Here is an 18,760-nt window from a genome sequence, read left to right as displayed (position 1 = left end):
GTTTCCACCGTGCCTGATATGAAGCTATTTGCTGGTAACGCAACACCTGAACTAGCCCAACGTATTGCTGATCGTCTTTACATCTCTCTTGGTGATGCATCTGTTTCTCGCTTTTCTGATGGCGAAGTTGCAGTTCAAATCAATGAGAATGTTCGTGGTAGCGATGTTTTCATCATTCAATCCACTTGTGCACCGACTAACGACAACCTAATGGAATTGGTTGTTATGATTGATGCAATGCGCCGTGCTTCAGCAGGCCGTATCACTGCAGTTATCCCTTACTTTGGTTACGCCCGTCAAGATCGTCGTGTACGTTCTGCTCGTGTGCCAATTACTGCAAAAGTTGTTGCTGATTTCCTATCTAACGTTGGTGTTGACCGCGTTCTTACTATCGACCTACACGCAGAGCAAATCCAAGGCTTCTTCGATGTTCCTGTAGATAACATCTTCGGTACTCCTGTACTACTTGAAGACATGCAATCTCGCGGTCTAGATAACCCAGTAGTGGTTTCTCCTGACCTAGGTGGTGTGGTTCGAGCTCGTGCAACGGCGAAAGCGCTAGGCGACATCGATATTGCTATCGTTGATAAGCGTCGTCCACGTGCAAACGTTTCTGAAGTGATGAACCTAATCGGTGATGTTGAAGGTCGCGACTGTGTGATCGTTGATGACATGATCGATACAGGTGGCACTCTATGTAAAGCAGCTGAAGCGCTAAAAGAGCGCGGTGCTAAGCGTGTATTCGCTTACGCAACTCACGCTGTATTCTCTGGTAACGCTGCAGACAACATTAAGAACTCTGTTCTTGACCAAGTTATCGTAACTGACTCTATCTCTCTTTCTAAAGAGATGGCGGCGACAGGCAAAGTAACCACATTAAGCCTATCTCGTATGCTAGCTGAAGCAATCCGCCGCATCAGCAACGAAGAGTCAATCTCTGCAATGTTCAACTAATCCGAACATTTCAGTTAGACTGATTTCAAAAGCACCCCTCTATGGGGTGTTTTTTTATTTGTATCGATAGGCAGAAAATCCCTTGGTCGCCCACTGTGAGAATTCTGTGCTATTATACTGCGCTTTTTGAGATTCCAGAGAGATCCTAACCTTGACTCAACCAATCAAACTTCTTGTTGGTCTTGCTAATCCGGGACCAGAATATGCCAAAACTCGCCATAATGCGGGCGCTTGGGTTGTAGAAGAATTAGCACGCGTCCATAACGTTACCCTGAAGAACGAACCAAAGTTCTTTGGCCTAACCGGACGCATCATGGTCAACGGCCAGGATCTCCGTTTGCTTATCCCTACCACTTTCATGAACCTCTCTGGAAAAGCGATCGCTGCTTTGGCGAAGTTTTACCAAATTAAGCCAGAAGAGATCATGGTTGCTCACGACGAGCTAGACTTACCGCCAGGTGTCGCTAAGTTTAAAAAAGGTGGTGGCCACGGGGGCCACAACGGACTACGTGACACAATAAGCAAACTGGGCAATAACAAAGATTTTTATCGTCTTCGAATCGGCATTGGCCATCCGGGACACAAAGATAAAGTGGCAGGTTTTGTATTAGGTAAAGCTCCAGCGAAAGAGCAAGAGCTACTAGATGCCGCAGCAGATGAAGCTGTTCGTTGTCTAGACATCCTGATTAAGGATGGCCTATCCAAAGCACAAAACCGCCTCCACACGTTCAAAGCTGAATAAGGTTACTATCATGGGTTTTAAATGTGGCATCGTTGGTCTACCTAACGTTGGTAAATCAACTCTGTTTAACGCACTAACTAAAGCGGGTATTGAAGCAGCAAACTTCCCGTTCTGTACCATCGAACCAAACACTGGTGTGGTTCCTGTGCCAGATCTACGTCTAGACGCACTAGCAAAGATCGTTAACCCACAGAAAGTTCTACCTACTACAATGGAATTCGTAGACATCGCTGGTTTGGTTGCGGGCGCATCTCGTGGTGAAGGCCTAGGTAACAAATTCCTAGCGAACATCCGTGAAACAGACGCTATCGGTCACGTTGTACGCTGTTTCGAAAACGAAAACATCGTTCACGTTGCAGGTAAAGTATCTCCAATCGAAGATATTGAAGTAATCAACCTTGAACTAGCTATGGCTGACCTTGATTCTTGTGAGCGCGCGATTCAGCGTAACGCGAAGAAAGCAAAAGGCGGCGACAAAGACGCGAAGTTCGAGCTGACAGTTCTAGAAAAGCTGCTTCCTGTACTAACAGAAGGTGGTTCAGCGCGTACCGTTGAGCTTTCTAAAGAAGAATTAGCAGCAGTAGGTTACCTAAACTTCCTAACGCTAAAACCAACCATGTACATTGCAAACGTAAATGAAGATGGTTTTGAAGACAACCCGTACCTAGACGCAGTACGTGAGTTCGCAGCAAAAGAAAACAACGTGGTTGTTCCTGTATGTGCAGCGATCGAATCAGAAATGGCTGAACTAGAAGACGACGAACGCGAAGAGTTTCTAGCGGATCTAGGCATCGAAGAACCTGGTCTAAACCGCGTAATTCGTGCTGGTTACGAACTGCTAAGTCTACAGACGTACTTCACAGCTGGCGTAAAAGAAGTTCGTGCATGGACAATTCCTGTTGGCGCAACAGCACCAAAGGCAGCAGCGAAGATCCACACTGACTTTGAAAAAGGCTTCATCCGTGCAGAAGTCGTTGGTTACGAAGACTTCATCCAATACAACGGTGAAAACGGAGCAAAAGACGCAGGTAAATGGCGTCTAGAAGGTAAAGACTACATCGTAAAAGATGGTGACGTTGTACACTTCCGCTTCAACGTATAATTAAGTGAATGAAATTCAAACACTTCATTTACATAAAAAGCCAGCAGTAATGCTGGCTTTTTTTATGTCTGCAATAAACGCCACAAAGTTAAGTTCCTTGCTTCAAGCTAATTTATTTCCAGTTTTAGATCATAAACACGCCTCTTTGTTTAAAAAGAAAGCGAACGATGTTTTTTGGGGGATTTATTTAAAAAAACTGTTGACGGATCTCACTCAACTTCGCATAATGCGCGCCGTTCCCAACGACAAGGCAACAAAGCGTTGAGAGCAAAAATATGGTTTTGGCTACGTAGCTCAGCTGGTTAGAGCACATCACTCATAATGATGGGGTCACAGGTTCGAATCCCGTCGTAGCCACCATTCCTAAACGTTCTTTAATTAAGAGCACTTAGGAATAGATGCGGAAGTGGCGGAATTGGTAGACGCACCAGATTTAGGTTCTGGCGCCGCAAGGTGTGAGAGTTCAAGTCTCTCCTTCCGCACCATATTTTAAGTAGTTGAAAAACTACTGCCTGCAGGTCTATCGCCAAGCGGTAAGGCAGCGGCTTTTGATGCCGCCATTCCCTGGTTCGAATCCAGGTAGACCTGCCATTATTCAAAGTGAGATTCCTTGATAAAAGGGTTGTCACTGAGAGCGCGAAGGTTTATATTGTCTCGCTCCAAAAGATGGCTACGTAGCTCAGCTGGTTAGAGCACATCACTCATAATGATGGGGTCACAGGTTCGAATCCCGTCGTAGCCACCATTCTTTCTTAATGAAAGAAGCAAAAATATAACTGTTAGTTTTTACCAATTAACTGATGGTTTATAGAGTTCAAGACGCGGAAGTGGCGGAATTGGTAGACGCACCAGATTTAGGTTCTGGCGCCGCAAGGTGTGAGAGTTCAAGTCTCTCCTTCCGCACCATCTTGATTCAACTCTATATAAAGAATATATGCGGAAATGGCGAAATTGGTAGACGCACCAGATTTAGGTTCTGGCGCCGCAAGGTGTGAGAGTTCAAGTCTCTCTTTCCGCACCATTCTTTCTCTAGAAATAGAGATGATATAGTCTCATGACTATTGTCTGCAGGTCTATCGCCAAGCGGTAAGGCAGCGGCTTTTGATGCCGCCATTCCCTGGTTCGAATCCAGGTAGACCTGCCATTATTTAACGTTATTGAGTTTTACTCAGTAACTATGCGGAAGTGGCGGAATTGGTAGACGCACCAGATTTAGGTTCTGGCGCCGTAAGGTGTGAGAGTTCAAGTCTCTCCTTCCGCACCATATTTCAAGTAGTGAAAACTACTGCCTGTAGGGCTATCGCCAAGCGGTAAGGCAGCGGCTTTTGATGCCGCCATTCCCTGGTTCGAATCCAGGTAGCCCTGCCATATACAATGTTATTGAGGATCACCAATTTCCTTGATAACTATAAATCAAGATGCGGAAGTGGCGGAATTGGTAGACGCACCAGATTTAGGTTCTGGCGCCGCAAGGTGTGAGAGTTCAAGTCTCTCCTTCCGCACCATATTTTAAGTAGTGAAAACTACTGCCTGTAGGGCTATCGCCAAGCGGTAAGGCAGCGGCTTTTGATGCCGCCATTCCCTGGTTCGAATCCAGGTAGCCCTGCCATATACAATGTTGTTGAGGATCACCAATTTCCTTGATAACTACAAATCAAGATGCGGAAGTGGCGGAATTGGTAGACGCACCAGATTTAGGTTCTGGCGCCGCAAGGTGTGAGAGTTCAAGTCTCTCCTTCCGCACCATTCTTGATTTAAACAATTTGAGATGGCTACGTAGCTCAGCTGGTTAGAGCACATCACTCATAATGATGGGGTCACAGGTTCGAATCCCGTCGTAGCCACCATTTATAACGTTATTTAGGTTTTACCAATTACCTTTATAACTACAGAATAAGTTGCGGAAGTGGCGGAATTGGTAGACGCACCAGATTTAGGTTCTGGCGCCGCAAGGTGTGAGAGTTCAAGTCTCTCCTTCCGCACCATATTTTAAGTAGTGAAAACTACTGCCTGTAGGGCTATCGCCAAGCGGTAAGGCAGCGGCTTTTGATGCCGCCATTCCCTGGTTCGAATCCAGGTAGCCCTGCCATATACAATGTTGTTGAGGATCACCAATTTCCTTGATAACTACAAATCAAGATGCGGAAGTGGCGGAATTGGTAGACGCACCAGATTTAGGTTCTGGCGCCGCAAGGTGTGAGAGTTCAAGTCTCTCCTTCCGCACCATTCTTGATTTAAATAATTTGAGATGGCTACGTAGCTCAGCTGGTTAGAGCACATCACTCATAATGATGGGGTCACAGGTTCGAATCCCGTCGTAGCCACCATTGATTAGATTGTTAGCCTAAGCTATCAGTCATGTAGAATTTAAGATGCGGAAGTGGCGGAATTGGTAGACGCACCAGATTTAGGTTCTGGCGCCGTAAGGTGTGAGAGTTCAAGTCTCTCCTTCCGCACCATCTTAATAATCATCTACAATATCAAATATGCGGAAATGGCGGAATTGGTAGACGCACCAGATTTAGGTTCTGGCGCCGCAAGGTGTGAGAGTTCAAGTCTCTCTTTCCGCACCATACTTTCCTTGTTTTGGAAAGCGCTTAGTTGAAAGGCTAAGACCTGTAGGGCTATCGCCAAGCGGTAAGGCAGCGGCTTTTGATGCCGCCATTCCCTGGTTCGAATCCAGGTAGCCCTGCCATTACAAAACGTTGTTGAGGTTTTACCAATTACCTTGATGACTACAAGATAAGTTGCGGAAGTGGCGGAATTGGTAGACGCACCAGATTTAGGTTCTGGCGCCGCAAGGTGTGAGAGTTCAAGTCTCTCCTTCCGCACCATCATTGAAAACCCAGCATTAATTTGCTGGGTTTTTTCTTTTTTCCGATTCTGGACTCGGTAGATCTTTGATTTACCGAATTAAAAAAGCGAGCTCATGGCTCGCTTTTTTTCTATCTGGTTTGCTACGTAATAATTAGGCTACATACCTAACGCGTACTTCAATACTTGTGCTTTGATCGGCCCTGAATTTTCAGCCAGCTTTAATGCTGCATTGCGTGCAAACTTCAAAGGCCCCAAATCATTGCTAAAGCCTTTATAGAAAAAATCCATACCGGTCTGCATTAGAAGATTATCCGGGCGACGAGTACGCTCATATTTTGCTAATAGAGCATCCGTTAACTCATCTTGCCCTTGTGTCACTGATAGCAATACCTCAACGTCTTTAAAGCCTAAATTCACGCCCTGCCCCGCTAATGGATTGATTGTATGCGCTGAATCACCAACTAGCACACAACCTCTATGCGAATAGGACTGCGCGTGTCGACGCGTCAAAGGGAAAGAACCAAACTGCAGAACTTCGATATCTCCAAGCTCTTTAGGAAAGTGACGCACGATCTCTTCTCTTAATTGAGGTTTGGTCATCGCGCAAAGCTGTTTGATTCGTTTTGGGGAATCATACCAAACTAAAGATCCTTGCCCGACTTCTTGTCCATCTTCTGTCAATGAACACAAAGGTAGGAAAGAGCGAGGCCCACTAGGGGTGAACTGTTGCCAAGTAATGTCTTGTTGTGGCAACTCAGTCTTAACATTGATGAGCATACAATGTTGACGGTAATCCCAAGCAGTCACGCCAATACCCGCTAGCTGACGTACTTTAGAATTGGCACCATCAGCGCCAATGATCCAGTTCGCATCAAACTGTTCGCCGCTTTCTAGCGTGATACGGTTTCCATCATTGAAGTCGATGTCTTTTAATCGCTCAGGACACTTCACCGTTAAGTTGTCGAATTGCGCGAAAGCTTGCCAAAGGCCAAGTTGGATTAGGCGGTTTTCAACGATGTAGCCAAGTTGATCCAATGAAAGCTCATCAGAATGAAAACGAGTACGACACTCAGGATGCTCCCAAGTTTCCAGACGACGATAGGGACAGACACGCATTGCTTCGATCGCCGACCAAGCATCTAATGATTCAAGTAATTTCACCGATTGATGTGAAATAGCAGAAACTCGCACGTCCAGAGTTTGAGCAGCATCAAATGCTTTAGGCTCCGCTCCTTCAACTACCACTACGCTTCTACCTTGCTTGGCAAATCCAACTGCGACAGCTGCCCCGACCATGCCGCCACCGATTACGGCGATGTCATACTTGTTCATTTTTTGCTCTTCATCATGCTGATTATTTGGCGTTTTTCAATTGTACGTTCCGAGGCTATTTTTACAAAATTGTTTAACAAAAAACCTTGCTGTATATAGGGCAAAAAACTAGATTTCATCAGGGTTTGCAGAGAATTCGTCAGATCACTAGTCAGGTGCTTTTTAAAGCAGTACAATACGCCGCTTACCGCCGTGATGGCGGCTATAATTTGAGCAATAGCTCTCCAATTTAAGTACAACTGAACGAGCGAAAGTGAGATGAGTAAGAAACTGCTAATTAAAACCTGGGGCTGCCAGATGAACGAATACGATTCATCAAAAATGGCCGACCTGCTTAATGCTGCAAACGGCTATGAGCTGACGGAAGAGCCAGAGGAAGCAGACGTACTTCTACTTAACACCTGTTCGATCCGTGAAAAAGCGCAAGAAAAAGTTTTCCACCAGCTAGGCCGTTGGAAAACACTAAAAGATAAAAAACCTGGCGTAGTTATCGGTGTAGGTGGTTGTGTAGCAACACAAGAAGGTGACCACATCCGTGAGCGTGCACCATACGTTGACGTAATCTTTGGCCCTCAAACTCTGCACCGCCTACCTGAGATGATCAAACAATCTCAAACTGACGATGCACCGGTAATGGACATTTCGTTCCCAGAGATTGAAAAGTTCGACCGCCTACCTGAGCCACGTGCAGAAGGTGCGACGGCGTTTGTTTCTATCATGGAAGGCTGTTCAAAATACTGTACTTACTGCGTTGTACCATACACTCGTGGTGAAGAAGTTAGTCGTCCAATGGATGACGTGTTATTCGAGATTGCACAGCTAGCGGAACAAGGTGTACGTGAAGTTAACCTACTAGGTCAAAACGTAAACGCATACCGTGGCCCTATGCACGACGGCGAGATCTGCTCTTTTGCTGAACTGCTTCGTCTCGTTGCATCTATTGATGGTATCGACCGTATTCGTTTCACGACTAGCCACCCGCTAGAGTTTACAGACGACATCATTGCTGTTTATGAAGATACACCAGAGCTAGTAAGCTTCCTGCACTTGCCAGTACAAAGTGGTAGTGACCGTATTCTAACGATGATGAAGCGTCCTCACACAGCTATCGAGTACAAGTCAATCATCCGTAAACTACGTAAAGCGCGTCCTGATATCCAAATCAGTTCTGACTTTATTGTTGGTTTCCCTGGTGAAACAGACAAAGACTTCCAAGACACAATGAAGCTAATCAAAGACGTAGACTTTGACATGAGCTTCAGCTTTATCTTCTCACCTCGTCCAGGTACACCAGCGGCAGATTACCCTTGTGATATACCAGAACAAGTGAAGAAAGAGCGTCTATACGAGCTGCAACAAACCATCAATGCACAAGCAATGCGTTACTCACGCCTAATGCTTGGTACTGAGCAGCGTGTACTGGTTGAAGGCCCTTCTAAGAAAAACCTAATGGAACTGCGCGCTCGTACAGAAAACAACCGTGTAGTAAACTTTGAAGGTAGCGCAGACCTAATTGGTCAGTTCGTTGACGTGAAGATTACGGACGTATTTGCAAACTCGCTACGTGGTGAGCTAGTACGTACAGAAAAAGACATGGACCTTCGTAGTGTGATTTCTCCAACACAAATGATGGCGAAAACACGTCGCGAAGATGAGCTAGGTGTAGCTACTTTTACGCCATAAGCTCGTATAAATCGCCATGGAGAGCCTGGTCGTCATCAGGCTCTCATTGAGTGGCATAAAATGAGAGGCAACATTGAGCAATAAAATCGTAACTCTAGAAATTAACCTAGAACCTTCAGATAACCGCCGACTTGCTAGCCTGTGCGGTCCATTCGACGACAACATCAAGCATTTAGAACGCCGTCTAGGCGTTGAAATCAACCATCGTAGTGACCATTTTACCATTGTTGGTAAGCCTCACACCTCAGCGGCTGCGCTGGACATTCTAAAAACGCTTTATGTAGATACTGCGCCTGTGCGTGGCGAGATCCCAGATATCGAACCAGAACAAATTCATCTGGCGATCAAAGAATCTGGCGTATTAGAACAAAATACCGAATCAAGTATTGCGCACGGTAAAGAAGTGTTCGTAAAAACCAAAAAAGGCGTCATTAAACCGCGCACACCAAACCAAGCTCAATACTTGGTCAATATGGTTACGCACGACATCTCTTTTGGTATTGGTCCTGCAGGTACAGGTAAGACTTACCTTGCCGTTGCAGCAGCAGTTGATGCACTAGAACGCCAAGAAATTCGTCGCATTCTTTTGACACGTCCGGCGGTAGAAGCGGGTGAGAAACTGGGTTTCTTACCTGGTGACTTAAGCCAAAAGGTTGACCCATACCTTCGTCCACTGTACGACGCATTATTCGAGATGCTAGGCTTCGAGCGAGTTGAAAAGCTGATTGAACGCAACGTTATAGAGGTTGCTCCTCTGGCATACATGCGCGGTCGTACGCTGAACGATGCTTTCATCATTCTAGATGAAAGCCAGAACACCACCGTTGAACAGATGAAAATGTTCCTGACTCGTATTGGTTTCAATTCTCGTGCGGTTATTACTGGTGACGTCACTCAGATCGACTTACCTCGTGGTGCGAAGTCAGGTCTTCGTCATGCGATTGAAGTGCTCAGTGAAGTCGACGACATCAGCTTTAACTTCTTCCAAGCAGATGACGTTGTTCGCCACCCTGTGGTTGCTCGCATCGTCAACGCCTACGAGAAGTGGGAAGCACAAGATCAAAAAGAACGTAAAGAGTTCGAGAAACGTCGCCGTGAAGAGCGTGATGCTAAACTGTTAGAAGCAGCGAAAGCAGAGCTTAGCGCTCAAGTCGCTGCAACTAAGGAATAAAAATGGCAATTGAACTTGATCTGCAACTGGCAGTCGAAAATGAAGAAGGCTTACCTTCGCAGCAAGACTTCCAACTTTGGTTAGACAAGACCATCCCTCTTTTCCAACCTCAAGCAGAAGTGACAATTCGAATTGTCGATGAGAAAGAAAGCCACGATCTTAACCATGAGTATCGTGGTAAAGATAAGCCGACGAATGTGCTTTCTTTCCCATTTGAAGCGCCTCCTGGCATGGAGATTGACCTTTTGGGCGATCTTATTATTTGCCGCCAAGTTGTTGAAAAAGAGGCAATTGAACAGAATAAGCCTCTGTTAGCACATTGGGCGCATATGGTTGTACATGGCAGCTTGCATCTGCTAGGTTATGATCATATCGAGGATGACGAAGCTGAAGAGATGGAGTCACTCGAAACCGAAATCATGCAAGGTATGGGTTATGAAGACCCTTATATTGCTGAAAAAGAGTAACCCTTTGGGTACTCGACAGGGAAAGGCGAACCAATAAAACAGTTCTCGCGTTCGCCTCTCTACGTGAGCTATCACACGTCTGATAGCGTTACTTAATTGAGAAACAATGAACGAAGATAATTCTCCCTCTTCTAACGAAGGTAAGAAAGAAAAGGCAGAAGGTCCGAGTAGAAAGTCCTTCTTTGAACGCCTAGGTCAACTATTTCAAGGTGAACCAAAAGACCGCCAAGAGCTTGTGGATGTAATCCGCGACTCAGAAGTAAATGACCTGATTGACCACGACACTCGCGATATGCTCGAAGGTGTTATGGAAATCTCCGAAATGCGTGTGCGTGACATCATGATCCCGCGTTCGCAAATGGTCACCGTTGAGCGCACTGACGATTTAGATACTCTAATCGCACTTATTACCGATGCTCAGCACTCTCGCTACCCAGTAATCAGCGAAGATAAAGACCATGTGGAAGGTATTCTTCTTGCGAAGGACTTACTTAAATACTTAGGCTCAGGCAGTAACCCATTTGATATTGAAGAAGTAATTCGACCTGCAGTTGTGGTACCGGAAAGCAAACGTGTTGACCGCCTGCTAAAAGAGTTCCGTGAAGAACGCTATCATATGGCGATTGTTGTCGATGAATTCGGTGGTGTTTCTGGTCTTGTGACCATTGAAGATATCCTGGAAGAAATCGTCGGGGATATCGAAGATGAATTCGATGAAAGCGAAGAAACAGACATTCGTAAGCTAAGCAAGCATACGTTTGCTGTCAGAGCGCTGACAACCATCGAAGAGTTTAATGAGACATTCGGTACCAACTTCAGCGATGAAGAAGTAGATACGGTAGGTGGCATGGTCATGACTGCCTTTGGTCACTTACCTTCTCGCGGCGAATTGGTCGAAATTGAAGGCTACAACTTCAAAGTCACCGCTGCCGATAACCGTCGTGTCATTCAACTCCAAGTGACCATTCCAGACGAAGAAACGCTGGTTGAAGCCACTCAAGAGTAACGCGATACCCTACTACCGGGAATATCAGAAAAAAACAATAATGATGAATTTACTCTTTCATCGCCTCAAGCGGCCCTTAGTGGCCGCTTTTGTTGGCGCCTCCACTACCCTAGCATTTGCTCCTTACCAGTTGTGGCCAATTGCCATTCTTAGCCCTGCAATATTGCTAATTCTTCTTGCAAACCAAACGCCTAAGCGCGCGCTTTGGATAGGTTATGCTTGGGGGCTAGGCCAATTTGCAACAGGTGTTAGCTGGGTTTATGTCAGCATTTCTGGCTTCGGCGGGATGCCGCTGATTGCGAACCTCTTCTTGATGGGTATGCTCATTGCTTACCTTGCAGTTTATTCCGGATTGTTCGCTTGGCTAAACAATAAGTTTTTCCCTCAATTTAGCCTCAGTAAAGCGCTTCTTGCAGCTCCGGCATTATGGCTAATTACCGATTGGTTGCGCGGTTGGGTGATGACCGGCTTCCCTTGGTTGTGGTTGGGCTATAGTCAAATTGATGCGCCACTAGCAAGCTTTGCACCGATCGGTGGTGTAGAACTGCTTACGCTGTTTGTTCTTATTAGTGCAGGAGCGTTAGCATATGCGTGGATTCACAAACAGTGGTTGATGATTATCATCCCTGTTGTTTTGATGAGCGCAGGTTTTGGGATTCGCCAATATGATTGGGTAACACCTCGCCCAGAAGACACCACCAAAGTGGCCTTGATTCAAGGTAACGTCGACCAGAACCTCAAATGGCTGCCAAGCCAACGCTGGCCAACCATCATGAAGTACGCCGACCTGACGCGTGAAAACTGGGACGCCGACATCATTGTCTGGCCAGAAGCAGCAATCCCAGCATTTGAAGTTGAAGTACCTTCCTTCTTGAGCAACATCGACAGTGCCGCGAAGATGAACAACAGCGCCATCATCACAGGCATTGTTAATCAATCGGAAGACAAGCAGTTCTATAACAGCATTCTGTCGCTAGGCGTCACACCATACGGTGATTACAGCTTTGATATGAGCGAACGCTACCACAAGCATCACCTATTACCGTTTGGTGAGTTTGTTCCGTTTGAAGATATCTTGCGCCCGCTGGCTCCATTCTTCAATTTACCAATGTCGTCGTTTAGCCGTGGGGCGTTCGTGCAACCTAATATCGTTGCGAACGGCATGCACATGGCACCAGCGCTCTGTTACGAGATCATTTTTAATGAACAAGTGCGTCAAAACGTTACTGACGAAACCGACTTCATTCTAACGCTTTCGAACGATGCATGGTTTGGACATTCGATTGGACCACTTCAACATATGGAAATCGCTCGCATGCGTGCTCTGGAACTGGGCAAACCGCTGATCCGTTCAACAAACAACGGCTTAACAGCAGTAACCGATTATAAAGGCAAGATTGTAAAGCAAGTTCCTCAATTTGAAACAGCTGTACTACGTGCGGAGCTCACCCCAACAGATGGAACAACACCATACCGAACGTTTGGCACTTGGCCATTGTATTTTTGGGTTGCGCTGAGTTTAATGCTGGCTTGGTGGTTACCGAGAAAGAAAGACTAAAAACGTCATTTTTTAACATAAGACGAATAACGAAAAAGAGGCCACACGGCCTCTTTTTTTCTTATCAAGCAAATACAAAAAGATTGTATAGGTGGCTATGGTTTCAAGGACTGACGACTAAAGCCTTTGTGGCCACATTTGATACATGGAATGATGATAGTTGGATGGTTGTAGGTAGTTTTATGTCCGCACTCATCACAGACAAGTGTGCCTAAGCCGATAACCTCGCCAGCTTCATACAAGCCTTGATGCTCCAAGTCATCAAAAAGCTCTACCCATTCAACTTTGGTACGGTCCGTAATCTCTAGTAAGCCTTGCCAAATGGAATCCGCTACCGTTAAGTAAAAAGGACCGCTTTTGCTGTCTTCATAGCTCTCAGAAAACTCTTTTAAGTCGGCTTTCACATACGCGGCAATTAAGGCCAACTCATCTTTGGTCAAGTCATTGGCGGCTTCCACCACTTTGCCCGACGTTTCTAAAGCTTTGTTAACTTCTTCCGGACTTTGCTTCAAGGTTTCAATCACATCCTCGAGCATTTCCTCATAACCTGTTTTACGTTTAGGCATAACTGACCTCCATTCTTTCTCCTACCTAGGCGCATTCAGTACGCATGGGTACAGATTGGCTATTGTTGTGATCCCTAGCTTTAGGTATTCTATGACGATCTATTTAAGTCTGTTCTAACCGAACTCACAAATTCCAAGATAACCGGATATCATCGATGCAAGAACAATACAATCCACAAGACATTGAACAGAAAGTTCAAAAGCACTGGGATGACAACAAGACCTTTGTTGTAAGTGAAGACCCAAATAAAGAAAAATTCTACTGTCTATCTATGTTCCCATACCCAAGTGGTCGACTGCACATGGGTCACGTGCGCAACTACACCATCGGTGACGTAGTATCTCGCTTCCAACGCCTACAAGGCAAAAATGTAATGCAACCAATTGGTTGGGATGCGTTCGGTCTACCAGCAGAAAACGCAGCGGTGAAAAACAACACAGCACCTGCGCCATGGACTTACGAAAACATCGAATACATGAAAAACCAGCTTAAATTGCTAGGTTTTGGCTACGACTGGAATCGTGAATTCGCAACTTGTACGCCTGAGTACTACCGTTGGGAACAAGAGTTCTTCACTAAGCTTTACGAAAAAGGCCTAGTTTACAAGAAGACGTCTTCTGTTAACTGGTGTCCAAATGACCAAACCGTTCTTGCAAACGAACAGGTTGAAGACGGCTGCTGCTGGCGTTGTGACACTCCAGTAGAGCAAAAAGAGATCCCTCAGTGGTTCATCAAGATCACAGAATACGCGCAAGAGCTACTTGACGATCTAGACAAACTTGAAGGTTGGCCAGAAATGGTTAAGACCATGCAACGCAACTGGATTGGTCGCTCTGAAGGTGTGGAACTGAAGTTTGAAGTGAAAGGTCAACAAGACCTAGAAGTTTACACAACGCGTCCAGACACATTAATGGGTGTGACTTACGTAGGTATCGCAGCGGGTCATCCTCTAGCAACGCTAGCTGCAGAGAACAACCCAGAGCTTGCTGCATTCATCGAAGAATGTAAGAACACCAAAGTTGCTGAAGCTGAACTGGCGACAATGGAGAAGAAAGGTATGGCAACTGGCCTTACTGCTATTCATCCATTGAACGGTCGTGAAGTACCAGTTTACGTCGCAAACTTCGTATTGATGGACTACGGTACAGGCGCTGTAATGGCAGTACCTGCACACGACCAACGCGACTTCGAATTCGCAACTAAGTACGGTCTAGACATCATCCCAGTGATCAAACCAGCAGATGGTAGCGAGCTAGACATCTCTGAAGCGGCATACACAGAGAAAGGTGTATTGTTCGATTCAGGTGAGTTCGACGGCCTAGAATTCCAAGCGGCATTCGATGCAATCGCAGCGAAGCTAGAAGCGGAAGGTAAAGGCACTAAGACCGTTAACTTCCGTCTACGTGACTGGGGTGTATCTCGTCAACGTTACTGGGGTGCACCAATCCCAATGGTAACCACTGAAGACGGTGAAGTTCATCCAGTACCTGCTGACCAACTACCAGTGATTCTTCCAGAAGACGTGGTAATGGACGGCGTAACCAGCCCAATCAAAGCAGACAAAGAATGGGCGAAGACCACATTCAACGGCGAACCGGCTCTACGTGAGACAGATACGTTCGATACGTTCATGGAATCTTCTTGGTACTACGCACGTTACTGTTCACCACAAGCTGACGATATCCTAGATCCAGAAAAAGCAAACTACTGGCTACCAGTAGACCAGTACATCGGCGGTATCGAGCACGCTTGTATGCACCTATTGTACTCACGCTTCTTCCACAAATTGCTACGTGATGCAGGCTACGTAACGTCTGACGAGCCGTTCAAACAACTACTATGTCAAGGCATGGTACTGGCTGACGCGTTCTACTTCGAGAACGAGAAAGGCGGTAAAGAGTGGGTTGCACCAACAGATGTTGCTGTAGAGCGTGACGGTAAAGGCCGCATCATTTCTGCTAAAGACAACGAAGGCCGTGATGTAACACACTCAGGCATGATCAAAATGTCTAAGTCTAAAAACAACGGTATCGACCCTCAAGAGATGGTAGACAAGTACGGTGCTGATACAGTGCGTCTATTTATGATGTTCGCATCTCCAGCAGACATGACGCTTGAGTGGCAAGAGTCTGGCGTAGAAGGTGCAAACCGCTTCCTAAAACGTGTTTGGAAACTAGTGAAAGAACACGCAGAGAAAGGCGCAGCAGAAGCAGTGGATACAGCAGCACTTTCTGGTGAGCAAAAAGCACTTCGTCGTGACGTTCACAAAACTATCGCGAAAGTGACTGACGATATCGCTCGTCGTCAAACGTTCAACACAGCAATCGCAGCAATCATGGAACTGATGAACAAGCTAGCGAAAGCACCTCAAGAATCTGCGCAAGATCGTGCAATTCTTGATGAAGCGCTAAAAGCAGTTGTAACGATGCTTTACCCAATCACTCCGCACATTTCATACGAGTTATGGACTGCGCTTGGTGAGTCAAACATCGACAACGCAGCATGGCCAACGTTTGATGAGAAAGCGCTAGTTGAAGACGAAAAAACTATCGTTGTTCAAGTTAACGGTAAGCTACGTGCGAAGTTAACAGTAGCGGCAGACGCAACGAAAGAACAAGTTGAAGAGCTTGGTCTAAACGACGAAAACGTTACTAAGTTCACAGATGGCCTAACAATCCGTAAAGTAATTTACGTCCCAGGTAAACTGCTGAACATCGTTGCAAACTAAGCGGTCACTGTAAGCAAATTACAGCTTGCAATAACGCAGAGCGAACTAATTCGCACGCTAAGAGTCTTTAAACAGGGTAGTTCACTACCCTGTTTATTTACCTCAAACCATTCACAGCGAGTGGTTTAAGGTAAATAACCCCTTCAATTTAGGATGAATACAATCAATGCGCTTTTTCTCTTTGATTAAACTACCAGTGGTATTGGTACTAGCGGGGCTTCTTTCTGCCTGTGGTTTCCACCTTCGTGGCGAGTATTCCGTTCCGGAAGAGCTGCACACCATGTCATTCTCTAGCTACGATGAATACAGCAAACTCACACGCTATGTACGCTCTCAGCTGCAACTCAACAAAGTTGACCTAGTTCAGCCGTCATCTTCAGTACCAAATCTGCATTTAATCAAAGCCACCATGGATGAGAGAACACTCTCGCTTTACCAAAACAGTCGTGCGGCAGAAAAAGAATTGACTTACGTGGTGCAATATCGCGTCACAATTCCAGGATTTGGCTCAAAAAATTTCACCACAACCGTGAACCGCAACTACCTAGACAACCCGTTAACGGCATTGGCAAAATCGGTTGAACGTGACGTAATCGAAGACGAGATGCGTCAACAAGCAGCGAAACAGATGATGCGTCAACTTGGCCGAATCCGTGCTGAGTACGAAGCGGGGCAAATTGCAGCGCCAACTGAGAAAACAAACTCTTAATCAACATGCGAATTTATGCTGACAAGCTAGCTGACCATCTAGCCAAACACTTAAAGCAGGTTTATCTGATCTTCGGAAACGAACCGCTACTGATCCAAGAAAGCCGCCAAGCGATTCAAAAAACCGCTCTACAACATGGTTTTGAAGAAAGACACCGTTTTGCTGTCGATGCAAGTTTAGATTGGAACCAAGTGTATGACTGCTTTCAAGCTCTGAGCTTATTTTCTAGTCGACAACTCATTGAGCTTGAGATCCCAGAAAGCGGTGTCACCACAGCCATCAGCAAAGAGCTACAGACTCTGTGTGACATGCTGCATGATGACATCATGCTAGTGATCATCGGAACGAAGCTGACTAAAGCGCAAGAAAATGCCAAATGGTTTAAAGCACTGAATGCCAAAGGCGACTGGGTCAGCTGCTTAACGCCGGATCTTCAGCGTTTGCCTATGTTTGTGCAAACGCGCTGCCGCGCATTGGGTTTAAAGCCCGATCAGCAATCCTTACAGATGTTGGCACAGTGGCATGAAGGCAACTTATTTGCACTTTCTCAGAGTCTAGAGAAACTGGCTTTGCTCTATCCTGATGGCGAACTGACAGTTGTACGCTTAGAGGAAGCCTTAAGTCGACACAACCACTTTACGACGTTTAACTGGATTGATGCGTTACTTGCAGGTAAAGCTAATCGTGCTCAACGCATCCTGCGTCAATTAGAAGCCGAAGGCATTGAAACGGTCATTCTCATCCGAAGTGTGCAGAAAGAGTTCAACCAACTATTAAGCATGCATCAAGATCTGACTCAAATGCCGATTAGCCAAGTCTTTGAGAAGTATCGCGTTTGGCAAAATAAACGTCCGCTTTATAACGCCGCGTTAATGCGCTTATCAGCAAGCCGTATTTGCGCTCTAATCTCCTTGCTTGCACAAGCTGAGATTAAAGCCAAAACCCAGTATGACGAGTCCGTCTGGCCAACTATTCATCAATTGAGCTTAGAAACCTGCTCTCCTGATATTAAGCTGGCAATTTAAAAATCAAAGCGTGCTATAGTGCGCGACCTATTTTGCCCAACTACACGCAAAATAGATGAGATGTAAAAGAGATAACCCGAGGAAAACCGAGTGCTTCGCGAAGAACTGAAAGACTTTTTAGCAGACAAAGCCGACGATATGAAAGCGGAAGATATTGTCATCCTAAACGTGGAAGACAAATCCAGCGTAACAGACTACATGATCATTTGTACGGGTACGTCTAAACGCCACGTTTCATCCATCGCCGATCACGTTGCATCTGAAGTAAAAAAAGCAGGCCTTGAACCTTTAGGTATGGAAGGAGAAAACGAAGGTGAATGGGTTGTCCTAGATATGGGCGACGCGATGCTGCATGTCATGCAGGAAGAACACCGCTCTCTGTACCAACTAGAAAAACTCTGGGGTTAATCTTTTGAAAATTCAACTAATTGCCGTTGGCACAAAAATGCCAAAGTGGGTTGAAGAAGGCTTCCAAGAATACCGTCGCCGTTTCCCTCATGATATGCCACTAGAGTTGGTTGAAATCTCAGCAGGAAAACGCGGCAAAAACGCTGATATTGCTCGAATTCTACAAAAAGAAGGCGAAGCGATGTTAGCAGCAGTGCCAAAAGGCAATCGTATCGTGACCCTAGATATTCCCGGTAAAAAGTGGGACACCCCACAGCTGGCAGAGCAGCTAGAAGCTTGGAAACTCGATGGTCGTGACGTTTCTATTCTGATCGGTGGTCCTGAAGGTTTAGCACCTGCATGTAAAGCCGCAGCCGACCAAAGTTGGTCACTGTCAGCGCTAACGTTACCGCACCCACTTGTGCGTATCGTCATGGCAGAGAGTTTATACCGAGCGTGGAGCATTACCGCTAACCACCCTTACCATCGCGAATAATCGTTGTTTAACTTTA

Annotated in this window: 16 protein-coding genes and 21 tRNA genes; 35 read left to right on the top strand and 2 right to left on the bottom strand. The window is 45.9% G+C overall.

Annotated features, from left to right (window positions below; translation table 11 throughout):
* Nucleotides 1–9 precede the first annotated feature (9 nt).
* From ACYJZR_RS03660 to ACYJZR_RS03540, 25 genes are all read left to right on the top strand, one after another.
* Nucleotides 10–954, top strand: a complete 945-nt coding sequence (locus ACYJZR_RS03660; protein WP_005496171.1) for a ribose-phosphate pyrophosphokinase — start codon at nucleotides 10–12, stop codon at nucleotides 952–954.
* Nucleotides 955–1,105: 151 nt separating this feature from the next.
* The gene (pth, locus tag ACYJZR_RS03655; protein WP_005496173.1) at nucleotides 1,106–1,696 is read left to right on the top strand and encodes an aminoacyl-tRNA hydrolase; all 591 of its coding nucleotides are present in this window, start codon (nucleotides 1,106–1,108) and stop codon (nucleotides 1,694–1,696) included.
* 10 nt (nucleotides 1,697–1,706) lie between these two features.
* Complete coding sequence (ychF, locus tag ACYJZR_RS03650; protein WP_005496175.1) at nucleotides 1,707–2,798, top strand: redox-regulated ATPase YchF; 1,092 nt, start codon at nucleotides 1,707–1,709, stop codon at nucleotides 2,796–2,798.
* A 4-nt stretch (nucleotides 2,799–2,802) separates the two neighbouring features.
* Nucleotides 2,803–3,063, top strand: coding sequence for a hypothetical protein (locus tag ACYJZR_RS03645; RefSeq protein ID WP_011105709.1), 261 nt, complete (start codon nucleotides 2,803–2,805; stop codon nucleotides 3,061–3,063).
* 18 nt (nucleotides 3,064–3,081) lie between these two features.
* Nucleotides 3,082–3,158: transfer RNA gene (locus ACYJZR_RS03640), tRNA-Met, on the top strand.
* Between the two features lie 40 nt (nucleotides 3,159–3,198).
* A tRNA-Leu gene (locus ACYJZR_RS03635) sits at nucleotides 3,199–3,283 on the top strand.
* Nucleotides 3,284–3,314: 31 nt separating this feature from the next.
* Nucleotides 3,315–3,389 (top strand) — tRNA-Gln (locus ACYJZR_RS03630).
* A 77-nt stretch (nucleotides 3,390–3,466) separates the two neighbouring features.
* Nucleotides 3,467–3,543, top strand: a tRNA-Met gene (locus ACYJZR_RS03625).
* A gap of 76 nt (nucleotides 3,544–3,619) precedes the next feature.
* A tRNA-Leu gene (locus ACYJZR_RS03620) sits at nucleotides 3,620–3,704 on the top strand.
* 30 nt (nucleotides 3,705–3,734) lie between these two features.
* Nucleotides 3,735–3,819, top strand: a tRNA-Leu gene (locus ACYJZR_RS03615).
* 48 nt (nucleotides 3,820–3,867) lie between these two features.
* Nucleotides 3,868–3,942 (top strand) — tRNA-Gln (locus ACYJZR_RS03610).
* A 35-nt stretch (nucleotides 3,943–3,977) separates the two neighbouring features.
* Nucleotides 3,978–4,062 (top strand) — tRNA-Leu (locus tag ACYJZR_RS03605).
* Nucleotides 4,063–4,091: 29 nt separating this feature from the next.
* Nucleotides 4,092–4,166: transfer RNA gene (locus ACYJZR_RS03600), tRNA-Gln, on the top strand.
* 52 nt (nucleotides 4,167–4,218) lie between these two features.
* A tRNA-Leu gene (locus ACYJZR_RS03595) sits at nucleotides 4,219–4,303 on the top strand.
* 29 nt (nucleotides 4,304–4,332) lie between these two features.
* Nucleotides 4,333–4,407: transfer RNA gene (locus ACYJZR_RS03590), tRNA-Gln, on the top strand.
* A 52-nt stretch (nucleotides 4,408–4,459) separates the two neighbouring features.
* Nucleotides 4,460–4,544 (top strand) — tRNA-Leu (locus ACYJZR_RS03585).
* A gap of 24 nt (nucleotides 4,545–4,568) precedes the next feature.
* Nucleotides 4,569–4,645, top strand: a tRNA-Met gene (locus ACYJZR_RS03580).
* Nucleotides 4,646–4,698: 53 nt separating this feature from the next.
* Nucleotides 4,699–4,783, top strand: a tRNA-Leu gene (locus tag ACYJZR_RS03575).
* Nucleotides 4,784–4,812: 29 nt separating this feature from the next.
* Nucleotides 4,813–4,887: transfer RNA gene (locus ACYJZR_RS03570), tRNA-Gln, on the top strand.
* Nucleotides 4,888–4,939: 52 nt separating this feature from the next.
* Nucleotides 4,940–5,024, top strand: a tRNA-Leu gene (locus tag ACYJZR_RS03565).
* Between the two features lie 24 nt (nucleotides 5,025–5,048).
* Nucleotides 5,049–5,125, top strand: a tRNA-Met gene (locus ACYJZR_RS03560).
* A gap of 47 nt (nucleotides 5,126–5,172) precedes the next feature.
* Nucleotides 5,173–5,257 (top strand) — tRNA-Leu (locus tag ACYJZR_RS03555).
* Nucleotides 5,258–5,286: 29 nt separating this feature from the next.
* Nucleotides 5,287–5,371: transfer RNA gene (locus ACYJZR_RS03550), tRNA-Leu, on the top strand.
* A gap of 47 nt (nucleotides 5,372–5,418) precedes the next feature.
* Nucleotides 5,419–5,493 (top strand) — tRNA-Gln (locus ACYJZR_RS03545).
* 54 nt (nucleotides 5,494–5,547) lie between these two features.
* Nucleotides 5,548–5,632, top strand: a tRNA-Leu gene (locus tag ACYJZR_RS03540).
* Between the two features lie 139 nt (nucleotides 5,633–5,771).
* On the opposite strand, the gene ACYJZR_RS03535 is transcribed toward ACYJZR_RS03540, so the two are convergent.
* On the bottom strand, nucleotides 5,772–6,947 hold the full coding sequence (locus tag ACYJZR_RS03535; protein WP_140267831.1) for a 2-octaprenyl-3-methyl-6-methoxy-1,4-benzoquinol hydroxylase: 1,176 nt from the start codon (nucleotides 6,945–6,947) through the stop codon (nucleotides 5,772–5,774).
* Between the two features lie 258 nt (nucleotides 6,948–7,205).
* Here ACYJZR_RS03535 and miaB point away from each other — a divergent pair, with 258 nt between their 5' ends.
* The 5 genes from miaB to lnt all read left to right on the top strand — a co-directional run bounded on the left by miaB (nucleotide 7,206) and on the right by lnt (nucleotide 12,832).
* Nucleotides 7,206–8,630, top strand: a complete 1,425-nt coding sequence (gene miaB / locus ACYJZR_RS03530) for a tRNA (N6-isopentenyl adenosine(37)-C2)-methylthiotransferase MiaB (RefSeq protein ID WP_005496209.1) — start codon at nucleotides 7,206–7,208, stop codon at nucleotides 8,628–8,630.
* 73 nt (nucleotides 8,631–8,703) lie between these two features.
* A complete protein-coding gene (locus ACYJZR_RS03525; protein ID WP_005483495.1) occupies nucleotides 8,704–9,801 on the top strand; it encodes a PhoH family protein in 1,098 nt (365 codons plus the stop codon).
* Between the two features lie 2 nt (nucleotides 9,802–9,803).
* Entirely contained in the window at nucleotides 9,804–10,268 is a 465-nt protein-coding gene (gene ybeY / locus ACYJZR_RS03520) for an rRNA maturation RNase YbeY (RefSeq protein ID WP_017448782.1), read from the top strand.
* Between the two features lie 106 nt (nucleotides 10,269–10,374).
* Nucleotides 10,375–11,274, top strand: coding sequence for a CNNM family magnesium/cobalt transport protein CorC (gene corC / locus ACYJZR_RS03515; protein ID WP_005483493.1), 900 nt, complete (start codon nucleotides 10,375–10,377; stop codon nucleotides 11,272–11,274).
* Nucleotides 11,275–11,314: 40 nt separating this feature from the next.
* Nucleotides 11,315–12,832, top strand: coding sequence for an apolipoprotein N-acyltransferase (gene lnt / locus ACYJZR_RS03510; protein ID WP_029841656.1), 1,518 nt, complete (start codon nucleotides 11,315–11,317; stop codon nucleotides 12,830–12,832).
* A gap of 95 nt (nucleotides 12,833–12,927) precedes the next feature.
* Here lnt and ACYJZR_RS03505 read toward each other — a convergent pair whose 3' ends face one another.
* Nucleotides 12,928–13,398, bottom strand: a complete 471-nt coding sequence (locus tag ACYJZR_RS03505) for a zinc ribbon-containing protein (protein ID WP_005454505.1) — start codon at nucleotides 13,396–13,398, stop codon at nucleotides 12,928–12,930.
* 155 nt (nucleotides 13,399–13,553) lie between these two features.
* On the opposite strand from ACYJZR_RS03505, the gene leuS reads away from it, so the two are divergent.
* From leuS to rlmH, 5 genes are all read left to right on the top strand, one after another.
* Nucleotides 13,554–16,127: a leucine--tRNA ligase gene (gene leuS / locus ACYJZR_RS03500; RefSeq protein WP_024703725.1), complete on the top strand. Its 2,574-nt coding sequence runs from the start codon at nucleotides 13,554–13,556 to the stop codon at nucleotides 16,125–16,127.
* Between the two features lie 166 nt (nucleotides 16,128–16,293).
* Nucleotides 16,294–16,836, top strand: a complete 543-nt coding sequence (locus tag ACYJZR_RS03495; protein ID WP_005454508.1) for an LPS-assembly lipoprotein LptE — start codon at nucleotides 16,294–16,296, stop codon at nucleotides 16,834–16,836.
* A gap of 5 nt (nucleotides 16,837–16,841) precedes the next feature.
* On the top strand, nucleotides 16,842–17,861 hold the full coding sequence (gene holA, locus ACYJZR_RS03490; protein ID WP_005489928.1) for a DNA polymerase III subunit delta: 1,020 nt from the start codon (nucleotides 16,842–16,844) through the stop codon (nucleotides 17,859–17,861).
* A 90-nt stretch (nucleotides 17,862–17,951) separates the two neighbouring features.
* The gene (rsfS, locus tag ACYJZR_RS03485; protein WP_005456130.1) at nucleotides 17,952–18,269 is read left to right on the top strand and encodes a ribosome silencing factor; all 318 of its coding nucleotides are present in this window, start codon (nucleotides 17,952–17,954) and stop codon (nucleotides 18,267–18,269) included.
* Between the two features lie 4 nt (nucleotides 18,270–18,273).
* A complete protein-coding gene (rlmH, locus tag ACYJZR_RS03480) occupies nucleotides 18,274–18,744 on the top strand; it encodes a 23S rRNA (pseudouridine(1915)-N(3))-methyltransferase RlmH (RefSeq protein ID WP_005456129.1) in 471 nt (156 codons plus the stop codon).
* The last annotated feature ends 16 nt before the right edge of the window (nucleotides 18,745–18,760 follow it).

The sequence above is a fragment of the Vibrio sp. RC2502 genome, from assembly GCF_054850435.1.
This window is presented reverse-complemented; position numbering and strand designations above follow the sequence as displayed.

Excerpts from the sequence above, each read along its gene's own strand:
- holA (WP_005489928.1), top strand. The coding sequence starts at position 16,842 with ATGCGAATTTATGCTGACAAGCTAGCTGACCATCTAGCCAAACACTTA.
- miaB (WP_005496209.1), top strand. The coding sequence starts at position 7,206 with ATGAGTAAGAAACTGCTAATTAAAACCTGGGGCTGCCAGATGAACGAA.
- leuS (WP_024703725.1), top strand. The coding sequence starts at position 13,554 with ATGCAAGAACAATACAATCCACAAGACATTGAACAGAAAGTTCAAAAG.
- ACYJZR_RS03505 (WP_005454505.1), bottom strand. The coding sequence starts at position 13,398 with ATGCCTAAACGTAAAACAGGTTATGAGGAAATGCTCGAGGATGTGATT.
- ACYJZR_RS03535 (WP_140267831.1), bottom strand. The coding sequence starts at position 6,947 with ATGAACAAGTATGACATCGCCGTAATCGGTGGCGGCATGGTCGGGGCA.
- lnt (WP_029841656.1), top strand. The coding sequence starts at position 11,315 with ATGATGAATTTACTCTTTCATCGCCTCAAGCGGCCCTTAGTGGCCGCT.
- ychF (WP_005496175.1), top strand. The coding sequence starts at position 1,707 with ATGGGTTTTAAATGTGGCATCGTTGGTCTACCTAACGTTGGTAAATCA.
- corC (WP_005483493.1), top strand. The coding sequence starts at position 10,375 with ATGAACGAAGATAATTCTCCCTCTTCTAACGAAGGTAAGAAAGAAAAG.
- ACYJZR_RS03495 (WP_005454508.1), top strand. The coding sequence starts at position 16,294 with ATGCGCTTTTTCTCTTTGATTAAACTACCAGTGGTATTGGTACTAGCG.
- ybeY (WP_017448782.1), top strand. The coding sequence starts at position 9,804 with ATGGCAATTGAACTTGATCTGCAACTGGCAGTCGAAAATGAAGAAGGC.